At 61.4% G+C, this 16,114-nt stretch carries 15 protein-coding genes; 14 read left to right on the top strand and 1 reads right to left on the bottom strand.

The window, feature by feature from the left end; genetic code table 11:
• The 7 genes from FHX14_RS13745 (at position 1) to FHX14_RS13715 (ending at position 8,504) form a co-directional block, all read left to right on the top strand.
• A complete protein-coding gene (locus FHX14_RS13745; protein WP_184377489.1) occupies positions 1 to 1,521 on the top strand; it encodes an ABC transporter ATP-binding protein in 1,521 nt (506 codons plus the stop codon).
• Entirely contained in the window at positions 1,521 to 2,621 is a 1,101-nt protein-coding gene (locus FHX14_RS13740) for an ABC transporter permease (protein ID WP_184377488.1), read from the top strand. Before FHX14_RS13745 ends, FHX14_RS13740 begins: the two co-directional genes overlap by 1 nt.
• Positions 2,618 to 3,529: an ABC transporter permease gene (locus FHX14_RS13735; RefSeq protein WP_184377487.1), complete on the top strand. Its 912-nt coding sequence runs from the start codon at positions 2,618 to 2,620 to the stop codon at positions 3,527 to 3,529. The genes FHX14_RS13740 and FHX14_RS13735 overlap by 4 nt, the downstream gene beginning before the upstream one ends.
• Positions 3,530 to 3,729: 200 nt before the next feature.
• Entirely contained in the window at positions 3,730 to 4,917 is a 1,188-nt protein-coding gene (locus FHX14_RS13730) for an alpha-hydroxy acid oxidase (RefSeq protein ID WP_184377486.1), read from the top strand.
• 511 nt (positions 4,918 to 5,428) lie between these two features.
• Positions 5,429 to 6,742 (top strand): CmpA/NrtA family ABC transporter substrate-binding protein, encoded by a 1,314-nt coding sequence (locus FHX14_RS13725; protein WP_184377485.1) that lies wholly within the window; start codon positions 5,429 to 5,431, stop codon positions 6,740 to 6,742.
• Positions 6,743 to 6,800: 58 nt separating this feature from the next.
• A complete protein-coding gene (gene ntrB / locus FHX14_RS13720) occupies positions 6,801 to 7,694 on the top strand; it encodes a nitrate ABC transporter permease (protein ID WP_184377484.1) in 894 nt (297 codons plus the stop codon).
• 12 nt (positions 7,695 to 7,706) lie between these two features.
• Entirely contained in the window at positions 7,707 to 8,504 is a 798-nt protein-coding gene (locus FHX14_RS13715) for an ABC transporter ATP-binding protein (protein ID WP_184377483.1), read from the top strand.
• A gap of 40 nt (positions 8,505 to 8,544) precedes the next feature.
• Here FHX14_RS13715 and FHX14_RS13710 read toward each other — a convergent pair whose 3' ends face one another.
• Positions 8,545 to 9,219, bottom strand: a complete 675-nt coding sequence (locus FHX14_RS13710) for a GntR family transcriptional regulator (RefSeq protein WP_012555548.1) — start codon at positions 9,217 to 9,219, stop codon at positions 8,545 to 8,547.
• A gap of 339 nt (positions 9,220 to 9,558) precedes the next feature.
• On the opposite strand from FHX14_RS13710, the gene FHX14_RS13705 reads away from it, so the two are divergent.
• The 7 genes from FHX14_RS13705 (at position 9,559) to FHX14_RS13675 (ending at position 16,089) form a co-directional block, all read left to right on the top strand.
• A complete protein-coding gene (locus tag FHX14_RS13705; protein WP_184377482.1) occupies positions 9,559 to 10,686 on the top strand; it encodes a BMP family ABC transporter substrate-binding protein in 1,128 nt (375 codons plus the stop codon).
• 20 nt (positions 10,687 to 10,706) lie between these two features.
• A complete protein-coding gene (locus FHX14_RS13700; RefSeq protein WP_184377481.1) occupies positions 10,707 to 11,834 on the top strand; it encodes an ABC transporter permease in 1,128 nt (375 codons plus the stop codon).
• Positions 11,834 to 12,760: an ABC transporter permease gene (locus tag FHX14_RS13695; RefSeq protein WP_003591770.1), complete on the top strand. Its 927-nt coding sequence runs from the start codon at positions 11,834 to 11,836 to the stop codon at positions 12,758 to 12,760. Before FHX14_RS13700 ends, FHX14_RS13695 begins: the two co-directional genes overlap by 1 nt.
• Before the next feature lie 66 nt (positions 12,761 to 12,826).
• Positions 12,827 to 13,528 carry an isochorismatase family cysteine hydrolase gene (locus FHX14_RS13690; protein WP_184377586.1) on the top strand — a complete coding sequence of 234 codons (702 nt, stop codon included), beginning with the start codon at positions 12,827 to 12,829 and terminating at the stop codon, positions 13,526 to 13,528.
• The gene (locus FHX14_RS13685; RefSeq protein WP_184377480.1) at positions 13,525 to 15,075 is read left to right on the top strand and encodes an ABC transporter ATP-binding protein; all 1,551 of its coding nucleotides are present in this window, start codon (positions 13,525 to 13,527) and stop codon (positions 15,073 to 15,075) included. The genes FHX14_RS13690 and FHX14_RS13685 overlap by 4 nt, the downstream gene beginning before the upstream one ends.
• The gene (locus tag FHX14_RS13680; RefSeq protein ID WP_184377479.1) at positions 15,075 to 15,743 is read left to right on the top strand and encodes an isochorismatase family cysteine hydrolase; all 669 of its coding nucleotides are present in this window, start codon (positions 15,075 to 15,077) and stop codon (positions 15,741 to 15,743) included. The genes FHX14_RS13685 and FHX14_RS13680 overlap by 1 nt, the downstream gene beginning before the upstream one ends.
• Entirely contained in the window at positions 15,736 to 16,089 is a 354-nt protein-coding gene (locus FHX14_RS13675) for a cupin domain-containing protein (protein ID WP_179611042.1), read from the top strand. The genes FHX14_RS13680 and FHX14_RS13675 overlap by 8 nt, the downstream gene beginning before the upstream one ends.
• The last annotated feature ends 25 nt before the right edge of the window (positions 16,090 to 16,114 follow it).

The following is a 16,114-nucleotide window of genomic DNA, read 5'->3' as shown; positions in this document are numbered from 1 at the left end:
ATGACCACCCCGCTCCTGTCGCTGCGCGGCATTTCGAAGAGCTACGGCCAGATCCACGCCAATCAGGCAATCGATCTGGACGTGGCTCCGCAATCGATCCATGCGATCCTCGGAGAAAACGGCGCGGGAAAATCGACGCTGATGAAGCTGATCTACGGTGTCGAGCAGCCGGATGACGGAGACGTCGTCTGGGAAGGCACTCCCTTGCGCCTCGCCTCCCCGGCGGAGGCGCGGCGCAAGGGCATCGGCATGGTCTTCCAGCATTTTTCGCTGTTCGAGACCTTGACGGTCATCGAGAATATTCGGCTGGTGGTGCCGGGTCGCAAAGCTGATCTCAAGGAACGTATCCGGACGCTTGGACGGGAGTTCGGCCTCGAAGTAGATCCGCTTGCCCATGTGCATGCGCTGTCGGTCGGCGAGCGGCAACGGGTGGAGATCATCCGAAGCCTGATGACCGATCCGAAGCTGCTGATCCTCGACGAGCCCACCTCCGTCCTGCCGCCGCAAATGGTGGAGAAGCTGTTCGACACGCTGCTTCGGCTGCGCGACGGCGGCGTTTCTGTCCTGCTGATTTCCCACAAGCTCGAAGAAATTCGGGCGATCTGTGACCGCGCGACGATCCTGCGCGGCGGGCGCGTGACCGGGGATGTCGATCCGCGCGAGCATGATGCCCATGACCTTGCCCGGATGATGATCGGCCGCGATATGCCCGCACCCATCTCGGCGCTGCCGCTGTCCGGCGGGGAAAAGCGGCTGGAGATCATCGGTTTGGACCACCAGCCCGACGATCCCTTTGCGGTGCCGCTTTCCGGCCTCAGCCTTGAGGTACGTGCCGGCGAAATTCTCGGGATCGCCGGTGTTTCGGGCAACGGCCAAAGTGAGCTTGCGGCGCTGATTTCGGGCGAGACCATGCTGGGGCGCGAACAACGCGACCGGATCTACATGATGGGAATGGATGTCGGCAGGTTCGATGCCGCCGCGCGGCGGCAGCTTGGATTTGCCTTCGTTCCGGAAGACCGGCTCGGACGCGGTGCCGTGCCGGAAATGTCGCTCGTCCTCAATAGCCTGCTGACGGCCCACCCACTCAAGCTTTTACAGCGTGGTCTCATCGAAAGGACACGGGCGATGACGTTCACCAAGGATTGTATCCATCAGTATGATGTCCGCACATCCGGCCCGGATGCGGAAGCCGGCACCCTGTCCGGCGGCAACCTGCAGAAGTTCATCGTCGGCCGCGAAATCATGCTGTCTCCGAAATTGCTTTTCGTGGCGCAGCCGACCTGGGGCGTTGATGTCGGTGCAGCCTCTGCCATCCGCAGCCGCCTGGTGGCATTGCGCAATGAGGGCATGGCGATCCTCGTCATTTCCGAGGAGCTGGAAGAATTGTTCGAACTCTGCGATTCCATCCAGGTGCTGCATCACGGCCGGCTCAGCCCGCCGCTTACAACGCGGGACACCAAACCCGAGGAGATCGGACGATACATGATCGGGGCTCATGCCTCGCCCGAGAAAGTTCAATAATGAGCGTCTGGTTCCCTGCTTGCCTTCCCACCCTTGTCCGCCGGGAGCGCGCCTCGCTGGCCGCGGCCTTGGGCGCACCCGTCATCGCGCTCGGGGGTGCGATCGCACTCAATCTCGGCCTCTATGTCTTGATGGGCCGCGACCCCGTCGCGGTCGTCTATGCGATGCTTTTAGAGCCCTTCCTCTCCTGGGCTTCATTTTCGGAAGTGCTGTTAAAGGTTGGGCCCCTCCTCCTTATTGCCCAGGGGCTGGCGATCGGCTTTCGCGCCAAGGTTTTCAATATCGGCGCCGAAGGCCAGTTTATCCTTGGGGCGATCTTCGCCTCCGCCATTCCGGTGTGGTTTCCCCAGGCGACGGGCCAGTGGATCTGGCCGGCGATGCTCCTGCTCGGCGCCATCGGCGGCGCCATTTGGGCTTCTCTCACCGCCTTCTGGCGCGTGCGTCTCAACGCCAACGAGATCCTCGTTTCGCTGATGCTGAGCCTCGTTGCCGCGCAATTGTTGAATTATCTGCTGCTCGGCCCGTGGAAGGATCCGAACGGCTTTAACTTCCCGCAGTCGGTGATGTTTCAGTACGATGCGATGGTGCCGACCCTGATTGCCGGGACTCGTGTCAACGTCTCTTTCCTCATCACCCTCGTTTTGTCGGTTGCCGCCTGGGTCTTCATGCAGAAGAGCTTCATCGGCTACAAGCTGCAGGTCGGCGGCCTGGCGCCGCGGGCTGCCGGCTACGCCGGCTTCAGGGAAGGTTGGGCGATCTGGCTTTCGCTGCTGATCGGCGGTTTTGCCGCCGGTCTTGCAGGTGCTGCCGAAGTGGCCGGTCCGCTCGGCCAGCTGCAGCGTTCGGTCGCGAGCGGCTATGGTTATGCGGCCATCATCGTTGCCTATCTCGGCGGCCTGCATCCGATCGGCATTGTGGTCTCGGCGCTGGTCATGGCGGTCATCTATATCGGCGGCGACAATGCCATGGTCTCGGCCGGCCTGCCGATCGCCGCCGTCCGTGTCTTCCAGGGCAGTCTGCTACTCGCCTACCTGATCGCCGTCGCCTTCGTGCGCTACCGCCTTGAATGGCGCCGCACCGCCCAGCGGAGCCTGCCATGAACGCCATCGAGTTCATTCTTGCCGGCATGCTTGCGGCCGCGACACCGTTTCTTCTGGCGGCACTCGGCGAATTGGTGGCCGAGCGCGCCGGTGTCCTCAACCTCGGGGTCGAGGGATTGATGGCCTTTGGCGCCGTGCTCGCCTTCATCGTCGTTTATCATGGCGGCGGACATTTTCTCGGCTTCATCGCCGCAGGGCTCGGCAGCGCCGCCCTTTCCCTGCTTTTTGCCTTCGTCACGCTCGGGTTCCGGGCAAACCAGGTGGCCGCTGGCCTTGCCATCGGCATTCTTGGCCAGGGCCTCTCGGCACTTTTCGGCAAGACCTATGAAAGCCTGACGGTCAAAGGTCTTTCAAAGCTCGCTCTTCCAGGGCTGTCGGACCTGCCGGTCGTCGGCAGTCTTTTCGTCCAGGACATCGTCGTGTGGATTTCGCTCGCCGCGACCCTCGCTCTTTGGGCCATACTTGCCTACACCAAGCTTGGTCTCATCGTCCGGGCCGTCGGTGAGAACCCGAAGGCGGCCCACGCTATCGGCTATTCGGTGATATCGGTCCGTATCCTCGCCATCGCCTTCGGCGGCGCGATGGCCGGCTTCGCCGGCGCCTATGCGTCGGTGGTCTACACACCGCTCTGGGCTGACGGAATGATCGCCGGACGCGGCTGGATCGCCATCGCCCTCGTCGTCTTCGGGACTTGGCTTACCGGTCGCATCTTCCTCGGCGCCTGTCTTTTCGGCGCAGTCTCGCTGATGGGTCTTGCGGCCCAGGCAACCGGACTGGACGTTCCCTCGCAGCTACTGTCGAGCCTGCCCTATCTCGTCACGATCATCGTGCTCGGCATCATCTCCGCCGACCGTCGCCTGCTGAAACTGAACGGTGTTGCGTCGCTCGGCGAACCGTTCGAGCGATAGACATCGTGCGGTCTGTTGATTACCGCCGGCATGCTGATTACCTTGATATTTCCGTCCATTCGGAGGGGTCGCAAGGAAGCATTCGAAGCAAGCGAAGATTGAAGCTGCGGGGAGGCTGACAGTCGGGTCGCGGTGGATGCAATGGCATCCACCGCCCTCTCCAGGGAAACAAATTCGTCTGTAATCCAACGGAGCAAGCCATGAAAGTAAGCAGCCTCGACTCCCGCCGTTCGACCCGGCTGGCGAAGGCTATGCTCTGCCTCGATGACTTCGAGCCAAAGGCAAAACGGCATCTGCCAAAGCCGCTCTACGCCTATATTTCCGGTGGAACTGAAACCAACGCATCACTGCGAAATAATCTCGAAGCCTTTCAGACTTACGCGTTGCGGCCGCGTATTCTGCAGGACGTGTCAACGCGAAGCACGGCAACCACCTTATTCGGTCAGACCTATGCCGCGCCCTTCGGTATCGCCCCAATGGGAATCAGCGCGCTCATGGCCTATCGCGGCGACATTGTTCTTGCCGCCGGCGCAGCGCAGGTCGGGATTCCGATGATCATGAGCGGATCCTCGCTCATTCGGCTCGAAGAGGTTGTTGCCGCCGCGCCCGCGACCTGGTTCCAAGCCTACCTGCCCGGAGAGCCCGAACGCATCGATGCGCTGGTGGACCGCGTTGCTGCGGCAGGCTTTGGCACCTTGTTGCTGACCGTCGATACGGCCACGCTCCCGAACCGGGAAAACAATATCCGAGCGGGCTTCTCGACGCCTCTGCGGCCCAGCCTCGCTTTGGCCTGGCAGGGTGTTTCGCACCCGCAATGGACCATCGGGACATTTTTGCGCACGGTCGCCCGCCACGGCATCCCGCATTTCGAAAACTCCTACGCAACCCGAGGCGCACCCATCATCGCCTCGAACGTTACGCGGGACTTTGGCCGAAGAGACCATCTGAACTGGAGCCATCTCGAACGCATCCGTAACCGCTGGAACGGCAAGCTGATCGTCAAGGGCATTCTTCATCCGGACGATGCGGCGCGTGCCGCCGAGACAGGGGCTGACGGGGTGATCGTCTCCAATCACGGTGGCCGCCAGCTCGATGGCGCCATCTCACCCCTGGCGGCGCTTCCCGAGATCGTGGAACGTCTGGGCGACAGGATCCCAATCATGATCGACGGCGGCTTTCGCCGCGGAACCGATATTATCAAGGCCTTGGCGCTGGGAGCACGTTTCGTGTTTGTCGGGCGGCCGTTCCTTTATGCGGCGGCCGTTGCCGGTCTGCCTGGCGTATTGAGGGCGGCAGACATCCTAAAATCTGAGCTCCATAGCAATATGGCCCTGCTCGGCGTGACGACGATCGAGCAAATTTCACGCGGCCACCTCGTTTCGGCTTGACGAGACAAGCCGTGATCTCTCGCCGGCGCGGATCGTCCTCACGAACCATCTGGCTGCCGGCGTGGCCATCGGCATTTTTTGCCAAAGTCTCTCGGCCTTTTTCTGCAAAACCTATGATTGGAGCGATGATTTCGGCTGGATGATACCAGCCAGGCGACCGAAACGGTGCGTGTGCACTGCACAAATAGGCGCATTCACGACTGCGAGCACAGCAGCAAAAGCCCAAATCATCATCACATAGCATTAATGCCCAAAATATAATCAAGCGCGGATTTGCGAAATATCTCCTGTTGATTCAGGCGGTTATCGGCCGCTTTCAGGATTGGCACGCTGATTGCAGGTTCTAAGGCGCATCGGTCAACGGCGACCGGCGCGGATAGGCGCGGCATAAGCGCCTTCACAGACACCGACGTCGCAAGGTCTTTGCACTCCAGGATACTCCCATCCCTGGACGTAAATTCCGGCGGCGTTTTTTTGCGTTCGAATTCAGCCAGCAGAGGGGAACCTGCAGATGAAAAAGATTTCGACGACTGGGATTTCGACAAGCGGCATCACCCGCCGCAGCATGCTCAAGACGACCGCGACGGCTGCCCTCATCGGCGCCGTCAAGACTGCCTTTCCGTCCGGCGCTTTTGCCGCCGGGACAGGCCCCGAAGTGAAAGGCGTCAAGCTCGGCTTTATCGCTCTCACGGATTCCGCGCCGCTGATCATCGCTAAAGAAAAGGGCTTTTTCGATAAGCACGGCCTTCCGGAAACGGATGTGGCCAAACAGGCCTCCTGGGGCGCGACCCGCGACAATCTGGTGCTGGGCGGCGCAGCAAACGGCATCGACGGTGCCCATATCCTCTCGCCGCTGCCCTATCTCATGCATACCGGCAAGGTGACGCAGAACAACAAGCCAGTGCCGATGGCGATCCTCGCCAGGCTCAACCTCGACAGCCAGGGCATTTCCGTCGCCAAGGAATATGCCGAAACCGGCGTGCAGCTCGATGCCTCCAAGCTCAAGGCCGCCTTCGAGAAAAAGAAGGCGGAAGGCAAGGAGGTTAAGGCCGCCATGACTTTCCCGGGCGGCACCCACGATCTCTGGATCCGTTATTGGCTCGCCGCCGGCGGCATCGACCCGAACAAGGACGTTTCAACCATCGTCGTGCCGCCGCCGCAGATGGTTGCCAATATGAAGGTGGGCAACATGGACGTCTTCTGTGTGGGCGAGCCGTGGAACGAGCAGCTCGTCAACCAGGGCATCGGCTTCACCGCGGCGACCACGGGCGAGCTCTGGAGGGGTCATCCCGAAAAGGCGCTGGGGCTGCGCGCCGAGTGGATCGAAAAGAATCCCAATGCTGCCAAGGCCCTGCTGATGGCTGTCATGGAGGCTCAGCAATGGTGCGAGAGCATGGATAACAAGGCGGAGATGGCCGATATCCTCGGCAAGCGCCAATGGTTCAACGTTCCGACCAAGGACGTGCTCGGCCGCCTCAAGGGCGACATCAATTATGGCAACGGCCGTGAGGCCAAAGCCACCGACCTCTATATGAAATTCTGGAAAGACGGCGCCTCCTATCCGTTTAAGAGCCACGACACCTGGTTCATGACGGAAAACATCCGCTGGGGAAATCTGCCTGGTACAACCGACATCAAGGCGCTGGTCAACCAGGTGAACCGCGAGGACGTCTGGCGCGAGGCCGCCAAGGATCTCGGCGTTGCGGCGGCGGATATTCCCGCCTCGTCCTCCCGCGGCAAGGAGACCTTCTTCGACGGAAAGGTTTTCGATCCCGAAAATCCCTCCGCCTATCTCGACAGCCTTTCGATCAAGGCCGTCTCCTGATCCCGCCTCCGGCGCGCCGCGGGCGCGCCGGCCTTTCATTCCCGTGAGGAGCGCGTCGATGCCCGCCCTGGCAAGTAAAGAAAATCCCTCCGCTGCCGCCGCTGCCAAGCCGGCGGCAAAGGTTCTGCCATTTTCCGGCAAGCACGGATCACGGATCGATTTTGGTCGTGCGGCAAGCACCGCGTTTCGCAACGTCGTTCCGCCAGCCGTCGTGCTGGTACTCATCCTGCTCGTCTGGCAGGTGCTCTGTTCATCGCCTGATGCCTCTCTGCCCTCGCCGCATCGGGTCTGGCAGGAGAGCTACGACCTGATCGCCTATCCGTTCTTCAACAACGGCTCCCAGGATATCGGGCTTGGCTGGCGCGTGCTCGTTTCGCTGCAGCGCGTGCTGTACGGCTTTGGCCTTGCCGCCGTCACCGGGGTTATCATCGGGGCGATCATCGGCCAATCGGTCTGGGCAATGCGCGGCCTCGATCCGATCTTCCAGGTGCTGCGAACGGTTCCGCCGCTCGCCTGGCTGCCGCTGTCGCTCGCAGCCTTCCAGGATTCCAACCCTTCGGCGATCTTCGTTATCTTCATTACCTCGATCTGGCCGGTGATTATCAACACCGCCGTCGGCGTCCGCAACATTCCCCAGGACTACCGCAACGTCGCCGAGGTGCTGCGCCTCAACCAGTTCGAGTTTTTCTGGAAGATCATGCTGCCTTCGGCGGCCCCCTACATCTTCACCGGCCTCAGGATCGGCGTCGGCCTCTCCTGGCTCGCCATCGTCGCAGCCGAAATGCTGACGGGCGGCGTCGGCATCGGCTTCTTCATCTGGGACGCATGGAACTCGTCGCGCCTGCCTGATATCATCGTCGCGCTCGCCTATATTGGCATCGTCGGCTTCGTCCTCGACAAGCTGGTGGCTGCGCTCGGCAAACTTATCACTCGCGGCGCCACCGCCAACTGAAGGAACGTCCCGATGAATGCCTATTTGAAGCTCGATCATATCGACAAACATTTCGATCGCGGCGGCGTGCGCGCCGAAGTCCTGAAGGACATCAACCTGACGATATCAGAGGGCGAATTCGTCTCGATCATCGGCCATTCGGGCTGTGGCAAATCCACCCTGCTCAACCTGATTGCCGGCCTGACCCCGGTTTCCGCAGGCGCCGTGCTCCTCGAAAACCGTGAGGTCAACGGACCCGGTCCCGAACGCGCCGTCGTTTTCCAAAACCACTCGCTGCTGCCTTGGCTGACCGTTTACGAGAACGTCAATCTCGCCGTTTCCAAACTCTTCAACCGAACAAAGACCAAGGCCGAGCGGCATGACTGGGTCATGGCCAACCTCGACCTTGTGCAAATGGCGCATGCCAGGGATAAGCGGCCTTCGGAAATTTCCGGCGGCATGAAACAGCGCGTCGGCATTGCCCGCGCGCTTTCAATGGAGCCGAAAATCCTGCTGCTCGACGAGCCTTTCGGCGCGCTGGATGCGCTGACCCGTGCCCATCTTCAGGACGCCGTGATGGAAATCCACGCCCGGCTCGGCAACACGATGGTGATGATCACTCATGACGTCGATGAGGCGGTGCTGCTCTCCGACCGCATCGTGATGATGACCAACGGCCCGGCGGCCGGCATCGGCGAAGTGCTCGATGTGACCATGTCCCGTCCCCGCAATCGCATCGAACTCGCCTCCAGCAGGACATATCTCAAATGCCGGGAGGCCGTGCTGAAGTTCCTCTACGAACGCCACCGCTTCATTGAAGCCGCGGAGTAGACCGGGAAACAACCGGGGTGATTGACCGGTCGCGGTCTGCTTATTCCTCGGCCGTTGCAAATACCGCGCTGGCATCGCTGACAATTTCCACGTGGGAATATGCCGCCTGCCCCGCGGCGGCTGAGTCCGCGCGCATGATTGCGGTCACGATCCGGCCGTGCTCTTCGTAGGATTTCGCCAGACGCCCAGGCAGACGGAACTGCGCCCGCCGAAAAGCCGCGAGCCGCGCCCGCGTCTGAGTCACCATCTCGAGGATATGATCGTTATGCGCGCCGCGATAAAGCCGGGTGTGAAATTCGGTGTTGTGAGCCGAATATTCCTCTTCCGCGCCGGCATGCACGAGCTTCACCGATCCCCGATGATCCAGTTCCAGTGCCCGCCGCTCATCGACCGTCATACGCTCGGCTGAGAGCCTGGCACAGATTGCTTCGAGTTCCGCCATCGCCTCGAACATCGAATGCAGATAGGCCTCGGTGACATTGGTGACGACGGCGCTGCGGTTTGGTTCGCGCGCGACCAATCCCATGGCGCTGAGTTCGCGCAGGGCTTCTCTGACCGGCGTGCGCGAAACGTCGAAACGAACAGCAAGCGACACCTCGTCCAGCTTTCCACCCGGCAGGATTTCGCCTGTAACGATCATGTCGGAAATCGCCCTCACCATCTGTTCAACGGTGGTTCCGGTGCGGATGACTTCTCTGCGTCGGGCCTGCTTCACGATACGAATCTGCTCACGTCAACACTCTGCATACAGATGCCGCTCGGCACTCGATAAGTCAAACTGCGTGGGGAAGATATTGTTGGCTTTTCACTTTCTGATGTAAGGCGCAGTCTACCGCAGCTGGCGACACGCTGACTCTGCAGTTAAATTAGGCATAAAAATCATCATGATTACTTTTTATGCGTTACTGCGATGGATCTGCATGCGCTTTAAACGCAATAGATTTTCGTTTCAAGAATTATATATAGAAAACAATAATTTGCCTTTTGGCATGTACATTGCATGCACTTTACTGTCCTGTTTCGCAACCGGCCAAGCGCCGCAAGGAGCATTCCAATGACCAAACTCCTTTCCATGAACCGCCGCAATTTCCTGCAGGCTTCCGCTGCCGGAGCGCTCGCCGGCGTCATGCCGGGCCTGATCGGCTCCTCTGCAGCGGCCCAAACCGCGCTGACGATCGGCTTCATCTATGTCGGCCCCAAGGACGACTACGGCTACAACCAGGCACATGCGGAAGGCGCGGCCGTGGTCAAGGCCCTGCCGGGCGTGACGCTGGTCGAAGAAGAGAATGTGCCGGAAACCGTCGATGTCCAGAAGACCATGGAGTCGATGATCAATCTCGACGGTGCGACCCTGCTCTTTCCGACCTCCTTCGGCTATTTCGACCCGCATATGCTGGCCATGGCCGCCAAGCATCCCGACGTTCAGTTCCGCCATTGCGGCGGCCTTTGGCAGGAAGGCAAGTATCCGGCCAATACCGGCTCCTATTTCGGCTATATATTCCAGGGCCAGTATCTGAACGGCATCGCCGCCGGCCATGCGACGAAGAGCAAGAAGATCGGCTTCGTCGCCGCCAAGCCGATCCCGCAGGTTCTGCAGAATATCAACGCCTTCCTGCTCGGCGCGCGCACAGTCGATCCTACGATCACCTGCCAGGTGATCTTCACCGGCGAGTGGTCGCTCGCCGTCAAGGAGGCCGAAGCCACCAACGCCTTGGTCGACCAAGGCGCCGACGTCATCACCTGCCACGTCGACAGCCCGAAAGTGGTCGTCGAGACGGCCGCGGGCCGCGGCGCCTTCGTCTGCGGCTATCATGCCAACCAGAGCCCGCTTGCTCCCGAAAAATACCTCACCGGCGCCGAATGGGCCTGGGGCAACGTCTACAGCGACTTCGTCAAAAAGGCGCAGGCCGGCGAAAAGCTCGGCAATTTCGTGCGCGGCGGCCTGAAGGACGGCTTCGTCAAGATGAGCGCGCTCGGCCCCGGCGTGTCGGCGGAGGGCCGCAAGGCCTTCGAAGCCACGCAGGCGGGCATGATGAAGGGCGGCTTCTCGGTTTTCAAGGGACCGTTGAAGGACAACAAGGGTGACACCGTCGTGACTGCCGACAAGAGCTACGCTGAAGACGCGATCGAGCTCGAAAGTATGAATTATCTGGTCGAGGGCGTTGTCGGGTCCACAGCGTAAACCGCGAAGGGAGAAGCGCCATGACCATCGAGGCCAATGATCCCGCGATATCGATCGTCGGAAAACCGGCTTCGCTGCGCCCGGTCCTCGAATGGACCGCGCGACGGGCCGAGCCGATCGTCATCGGGCTTACGGCCATCCTGATCGGTCTTGCGATCTTCTCCCTCTTCATCCTGGCTGTCGGCAAGTCGCCGGCCACCCTCTTCCAACTGATGTACACCGGCGGCTTCGGCAGCTGGTTTTCGGTGCAAAACAGCCTCAGCCGTGCCGCACCCCTTCTCCTGACGGCACTTTGCGTCGCCCTGCCCGCCCGTCTCGGCCTCGTCATCATCGGCGGGGAAGGAGCGGTCGTGCTGGGCGGCGTTGGCGCAGCAGCCATGGCTATGCCGCTCGCCGGCACCGTGCCGGTCTTCCTCACCCTCGTTCTGATGGCGATGGCGGCCATGGTGGTCGGCGGCATCTGGATCGGCCTTGCCGGTTTCCTGCGCCACTACCGCGGCGTCAACGAAACCATATCGTCGCTGCTGCTCTCCTATATCGCCATTGCCCTGATGAACCAGTTCGTCGAAGGGCTGCTCCGCGATCCGGCAAGCCTCAACAAGCCATCGACCAGGCCGCTGCCGGCGGAATACATGCTCGGCAATATTCCCGGCATGGACGTGCATTGGGGTCTCGTCATCGGCATCCTCGCCTGCATGGTCTCCTGGATCGTGATCGAGGCGACGAGCTACGGTTTTGCCGCCCGCATCGCCGGCGGCAACGTGCGCGCCGCTCAGATCCAGGGGCTGCCGGTTGGCAAGCTGATCGCGGGATTTACCGCACTTGCCGGCAGCTTTGCCGGTCTGGCGGGCATGATCGAAGTGGCGGCGGTGCAGGGAAGTGCCAATGCTTCGCTTGCAGCAGGCTATGGTTATACCGGCATCCTCGTCGCCTTCCTCGCCAGGCACAATCCGCTGGCGATCATCCCAGTCGCGATCCTGCTCGGCGGCATCGATGCCTCGGGCGGCCTTATCCAGCGGCGCATGGGCCTGCCGGATGCGACCGTTCTGGTGCTGCAGGGAACGCTCTTCATCGTCATTCTTTTCTGCGAAACCTTTTACGGCCGCTTCAAGATCTTCAATCCCGATCTCTGGAAAAGGAGCCTCTGATGGAAGAGACAGGTATCGGCATCTGGGGCGTGCCGCTGGCGATCTTCGCAGGCGCCATCCGCGTTTCCACCCCGTTCATCTTCGTCAGCCTCGGCGAGACGATCACTGAACGCTCCGGCCGCATCAATCTCGGCCTGGAAGGCACGCTGGTCTTCGGCGCCATGACGGCCTATGCGGTGGCCGTCATAACCGGCTCGCCGACCCTCGGCGTGCTGGCCGCCATGATGGCAGGCGCGATCTTCGGCGTCATTCACGGCTGGATCTGTAAATTCCCCAAGGTCAATGACATCGCCATCGGCATCGCCATGATGCAGTTCGGTCTCGGCATGGCGTTCTTCCTCGGCAAATCCTTCATCCAGCCGGTGGCGCCGAAACTGCCCTCGATCGCGCTAGGAGGCTGGTCGAGCAGGCCGCAGGTACAGGCGGCCCTCAATATCAACGTGCTGTTCTTCATCGGCGCAGCACTTGCTCTCTTCCTGTTCTGGGCCTTCAGGAACACCCGCATCGGCCTGATCCTGCGTGTCGTCGGCGACAGCACCGACGCGGCCCGGGCCATGGGCATCGACCCGGATCGGGTTCGCCTGCTGGCGACGGCCGCGGGCGGCTCGCTGGCGGCGATCGGCGGCGCCTATCTCTCGCTCTATTATCCGGGCTCATGGAACGAAGGCATCTCGTCGGGCCAGGGCCTGATGGCCGTGGCCCTCGTGATCTTCGCACGCTGGAACCCGATTGGCTGCTTCCTCGCCGCCCTGCTGTTCGGCGGTGCCGGCGCGCTCGGGCCGGCGCTGCAATCAGTCGGCGTCACACAAGGCTATTACCTCTTCTACGCTGCCCCTTATGTGCTCACCCTGATCATCCTGATTGCCACCTCCTCGCCCACCCGCTCGCTCGCCGGTGCGCCGGGGGCGCTGTCGCTGACGAAATAACGGAGCCTTGTGATGAACGGACTTGGCGGTTTCAACAAATCTGCCGCGGAATAGGAGAAGAGAATGATGGACGCGATGGTCGAAACCAAAGGGCATTTTATCGGCGCCGATCCGTATCCGTGGCCCTATAACGGCGCTCTCAGGCCTGATAACACCGCCCTCATCATCATCGACATGCAGACGGATTTCTGCGGCAAGGGTGGTTATGTCGACCATATGGGCTACGACCTGTCGCTGGTGCAGGCGCCGATCGAACCGATTAAGCGCGTGCTTGCCGCCATGCGGGCCGAGGGCTACCACATCATCCATACGCGCGAGGGCCATCGCCCCGACCTCGCCGATCTGCCGGCCAACAAACGCTGGCGCTCGCAGCGGATCGGCGCCGGCATCGGCGATCCCGGCCCCTGCGGCCGCATCCTGACGCGTGGCGAACCCGGTTGGGACATCATCCCCGAACTCTACCCGATCGAAGGCGAGGCGATCATCGACAAACCAGGCAAGGGTTCGTTCTGCGCGACCGATCTTGAGCTCATCCTCAACCAGAAGCGCATCGAGAACATCATCCTCACGGGAATCACCACCGATGTCTGCGTATCGACGACAATGCGCGAGGCCAACGACCGTGGCTACGAATGCCTGCTGCTCGAGGACTGCTGCGGGGCGACCGACTATGGAAACCACCTCGCCGCCATCAAGATGGTGAAGATGCAGGGTGGCGTCTTTGGCTCGGTCTCCAATTCCGAAACCTTTGTGAGCCAGCTGCCATGAGCACGGTTCGCGACACGCCCCTTCCCAAGGCCGGTAAGGCGATCGGTATCGATACGCTCGGCATGACCATGCGCTTCGGCAGCTTTACCGCGCTCGACGACGTCTCGATCGCCGTTCCGGCCGGCTCTTTTCACGCGCTGCTCGGCGAAAACGGCGCCGGCAAGTCGACGCTTGTCAAATGCATCATGGGCTTCTATCACGCCACGTCGGGCTCGCTATCGGTCGACGGCCGCGAGGTGGCGATCAGGTCACCCAAGGATGCCGCGACCTACGGGCTCGGTATGGTCTACCAGCATTTCACACTGGTTCCCTCTCTGACCGGCGCGGAAAACCTGGTCATCAGCCGTGCCGACGTACCCGCGGTGATCAACTGGGCCGGGGAACGCAAGGGTCTGGCGGCGTTCATGGAGCGCATGCCGTTCAAGATCCCGCTGGACAGGCCGGTGAGCCAGCTTGCCGCCGGCGAAAAACAGAAGCTCGAAATCGTCAAGCAGCTCTATCTCGGCCGCTCCTTCCTGGTCCTCGACGAGCCGACCTCGGTGCTGACGCCGGCGGAGGCAGACGAGATGCTCGGCATCGTGCGTGGGATGACCGAGCGCGGCGAACTCACCGTGCTGATGATTTCTCACAAATTCCACGAAGTGACGAAATTCGCCGATGCCGTCTCGATCCTGCGGCGCGGCAAACTGGTCGGCGCCGGCAAGGTCGGTGAACTCTCCACATCAGATATGGCGGCGATGATGATCGGCGACGTCAAGCTCGCCGAACTTGACAGCCGCCTGCCGGTGGCGGAAGCGGCAAGGCCGGTGCTGTCGGTAAGCCGGGTGAAAGCGCCGGATCGTTCCGGTCTGAAAACGATCGAAATCGACGAGCTTACGGTGCGCTCCGGCGAGATCGTCGGCATCGCCGGCATATCGGGCAACGGCCAGAAGGAGCTGACGGAAATTCTCGCCGGCCAGCGCCCGACGAATACCGGCCAAGTCATGGTCAATGGCGAGGTTTACGGCGCCACCCGCGACGAGACCCGCAAGAACAAGGTGCGATTCATCCCCGAAGAGCCGTTGCAGAATGCCTGCGCGCCGAAGATGACGGTGAGCGAGAACCTTGCGTTCCGTACCTTCGATTTGAAGCCGGACGGAAAGGACGCGATCTGGCTGAACAGGGGCAGCATGAAGAAGCGTGCGTCGGCGCTGATCTCCGACTTCAAGGTCAGGACCGCCTCTTCCTCCTCGCCGATCGCAGCGCTTTCAGGCGGCAATGTGCAGCGTGCCGTGCTCGCCCGCGAGCTGACAGGCGATGTCGATCTGCTCATCGTCTCCAACCCGTGTTTCGGCCTCGATTTCTCGGCCGTTGCCGAAATCCGCGCCCGCATCATGAAGGCGCGCAATTCAGGCGCTGCCGTGCTGCTGCTCTCCGAAGACCTCGACGAACTGCTCGAGATGTCCGATCGCATCATGGTCATTTCGGAAGGCAGGCTGGTTTACGAGACGGCGGCGCGTTCAGCCGATATCGGCGTGATCGGCGCCCACATGGCGGGACATCACTGATGGCGGGCATCAAGGCCGAACCTTTCGCCTTTCCGGTCAAGCACGATGAGCTCGCCCTGATCGTCATCGACATGCAGCGCGATTTTGCCGAGCCCGGCGGCTTCGGCGCCAGCCTTGGCAACGATGTCAGCCGCATCACCAGGATCGTGCCGGATGTCAAACGCCTCATCCAGGGCTTCCGCAATGCCGGCCTGCCTGTGATCCATACAATGGAGTGCCACCGGCCTGATCTTTCCGACCTGCCGCCGGCGAAACGCGACCGCGGCAATCCTTCGCTCAGGATCGGCGACGAAGGCCCGATGGGCCGCATCCTGATCTCAGGCGAACCCGGCACGGCAATTCTTCTGGAACTTGCTCCTGTGAAGGGGGAAATCATCATCGAAAAACCCGGCAAGGGCGCCTTCTATGCTACCGAGCTTGGCGCCATGTTGAAGCAGAAGGGCATCAGTCAGCTCGTCTTTGCCGGCGTCACCACCGAAGTCTGCGTGCAGACGACGATGCGCGAAGCAAACGACCGCGGCTATGAATGCCTGCTCGCCGAGGAGGCGACGGAAAGCTATTTCCCCGAATTCAAAGCCGCAGCCATCGCCATGATCCGCGCCCAGGGCGCTATCGTCGGCTGGACCGCCCATGTCGACGACATTCTGGAAAGCATTGCCAATGCCTGAAGCGACCCGCGAACTGCTGACATCGGGCGGCTGGAAGCAGTTGGAATTCGGCCCTTTCCGCGAGAATGTCACCATTCACTGGATCCGCCCCTTCGAGGGCGATCAGCCGGGCGTGGCGCTGTTGAAATATGAGCCCGGCGCCTCCGTTCCCCGCCATCGCCACGAGGGGCTTGAGACCATCCTGGTGCTCGATGGTGTACAATCCGACGAGACGGGCGATTACATCACCGGAAGTTATATCGTCAATGCACCCGGCAGCGAGCATTCGGTCTGGAGCGATACCGGCTGTGTCGTGCTCATCCAGTGGGACCGGCCGGTGAAGATATTCGAAGAGGAAATCGCATGATTCCGCTCCCCGCCTTCGACAGTGC

Source organism: Rhizobium sp. BK619 (genome assembly GCF_014195245.1).
GTDB lineage: Bacteria > Pseudomonadota > Alphaproteobacteria > Rhizobiales > Rhizobiaceae > Rhizobium > Rhizobium acidisoli.
This window is presented reverse-complemented; position numbering and strand designations above follow the sequence as displayed.

Bases quoted from the DNA above. Each gene is read 5' to 3' on its own strand.
- FHX14_RS13730 (WP_184377486.1), top strand. From the start codon at position 3,730: ATGAAAGTAAGCAGCCTCGACTCCCGCCGTTCGACCCGGCTGGCGAAG.
- FHX14_RS13745 (WP_184377489.1), top strand. From the start codon at position 1: ATGACCACCCCGCTCCTGTCGCTGCGCGGCATTTCGAAGAGCTACGGC.
- FHX14_RS13705 (WP_184377482.1), top strand. From the start codon at position 9,559: ATGACCAAACTCCTTTCCATGAACCGCCGCAATTTCCTGCAGGCTTCC.
- FHX14_RS13685 (WP_184377480.1), top strand. From the start codon at position 13,525: ATGAGCACGGTTCGCGACACGCCCCTTCCCAAGGCCGGTAAGGCGATC.
- FHX14_RS13735 (WP_184377487.1), top strand. From the start codon at position 2,618: ATGAACGCCATCGAGTTCATTCTTGCCGGCATGCTTGCGGCCGCGACA.
- ntrB (WP_184377484.1), top strand. From the start codon at position 6,801: ATGCCCGCCCTGGCAAGTAAAGAAAATCCCTCCGCTGCCGCCGCTGCC.
- FHX14_RS13695 (WP_003591770.1), top strand. From the start codon at position 11,834: ATGGAAGAGACAGGTATCGGCATCTGGGGCGTGCCGCTGGCGATCTTC.
- FHX14_RS13715 (WP_184377483.1), top strand. From the start codon at position 7,707: ATGAATGCCTATTTGAAGCTCGATCATATCGACAAACATTTCGATCGC.
- FHX14_RS13725 (WP_184377485.1), top strand. From the start codon at position 5,429: ATGAAAAAGATTTCGACGACTGGGATTTCGACAAGCGGCATCACCCGC.
- FHX14_RS13690 (WP_184377586.1), top strand. From the start codon at position 12,827: ATGGACGCGATGGTCGAAACCAAAGGGCATTTTATCGGCGCCGATCCG.
- FHX14_RS13680 (WP_184377479.1), top strand. From the start codon at position 15,075: ATGGCGGGCATCAAGGCCGAACCTTTCGCCTTTCCGGTCAAGCACGAT.
- FHX14_RS13675 (WP_179611042.1), top strand. From the start codon at position 15,736: ATGCCTGAAGCGACCCGCGAACTGCTGACATCGGGCGGCTGGAAGCAG.
- FHX14_RS13700 (WP_184377481.1), top strand. From the start codon at position 10,707: ATGACCATCGAGGCCAATGATCCCGCGATATCGATCGTCGGAAAACCG.
- FHX14_RS13740 (WP_184377488.1), top strand. From the start codon at position 1,521: ATGAGCGTCTGGTTCCCTGCTTGCCTTCCCACCCTTGTCCGCCGGGAG.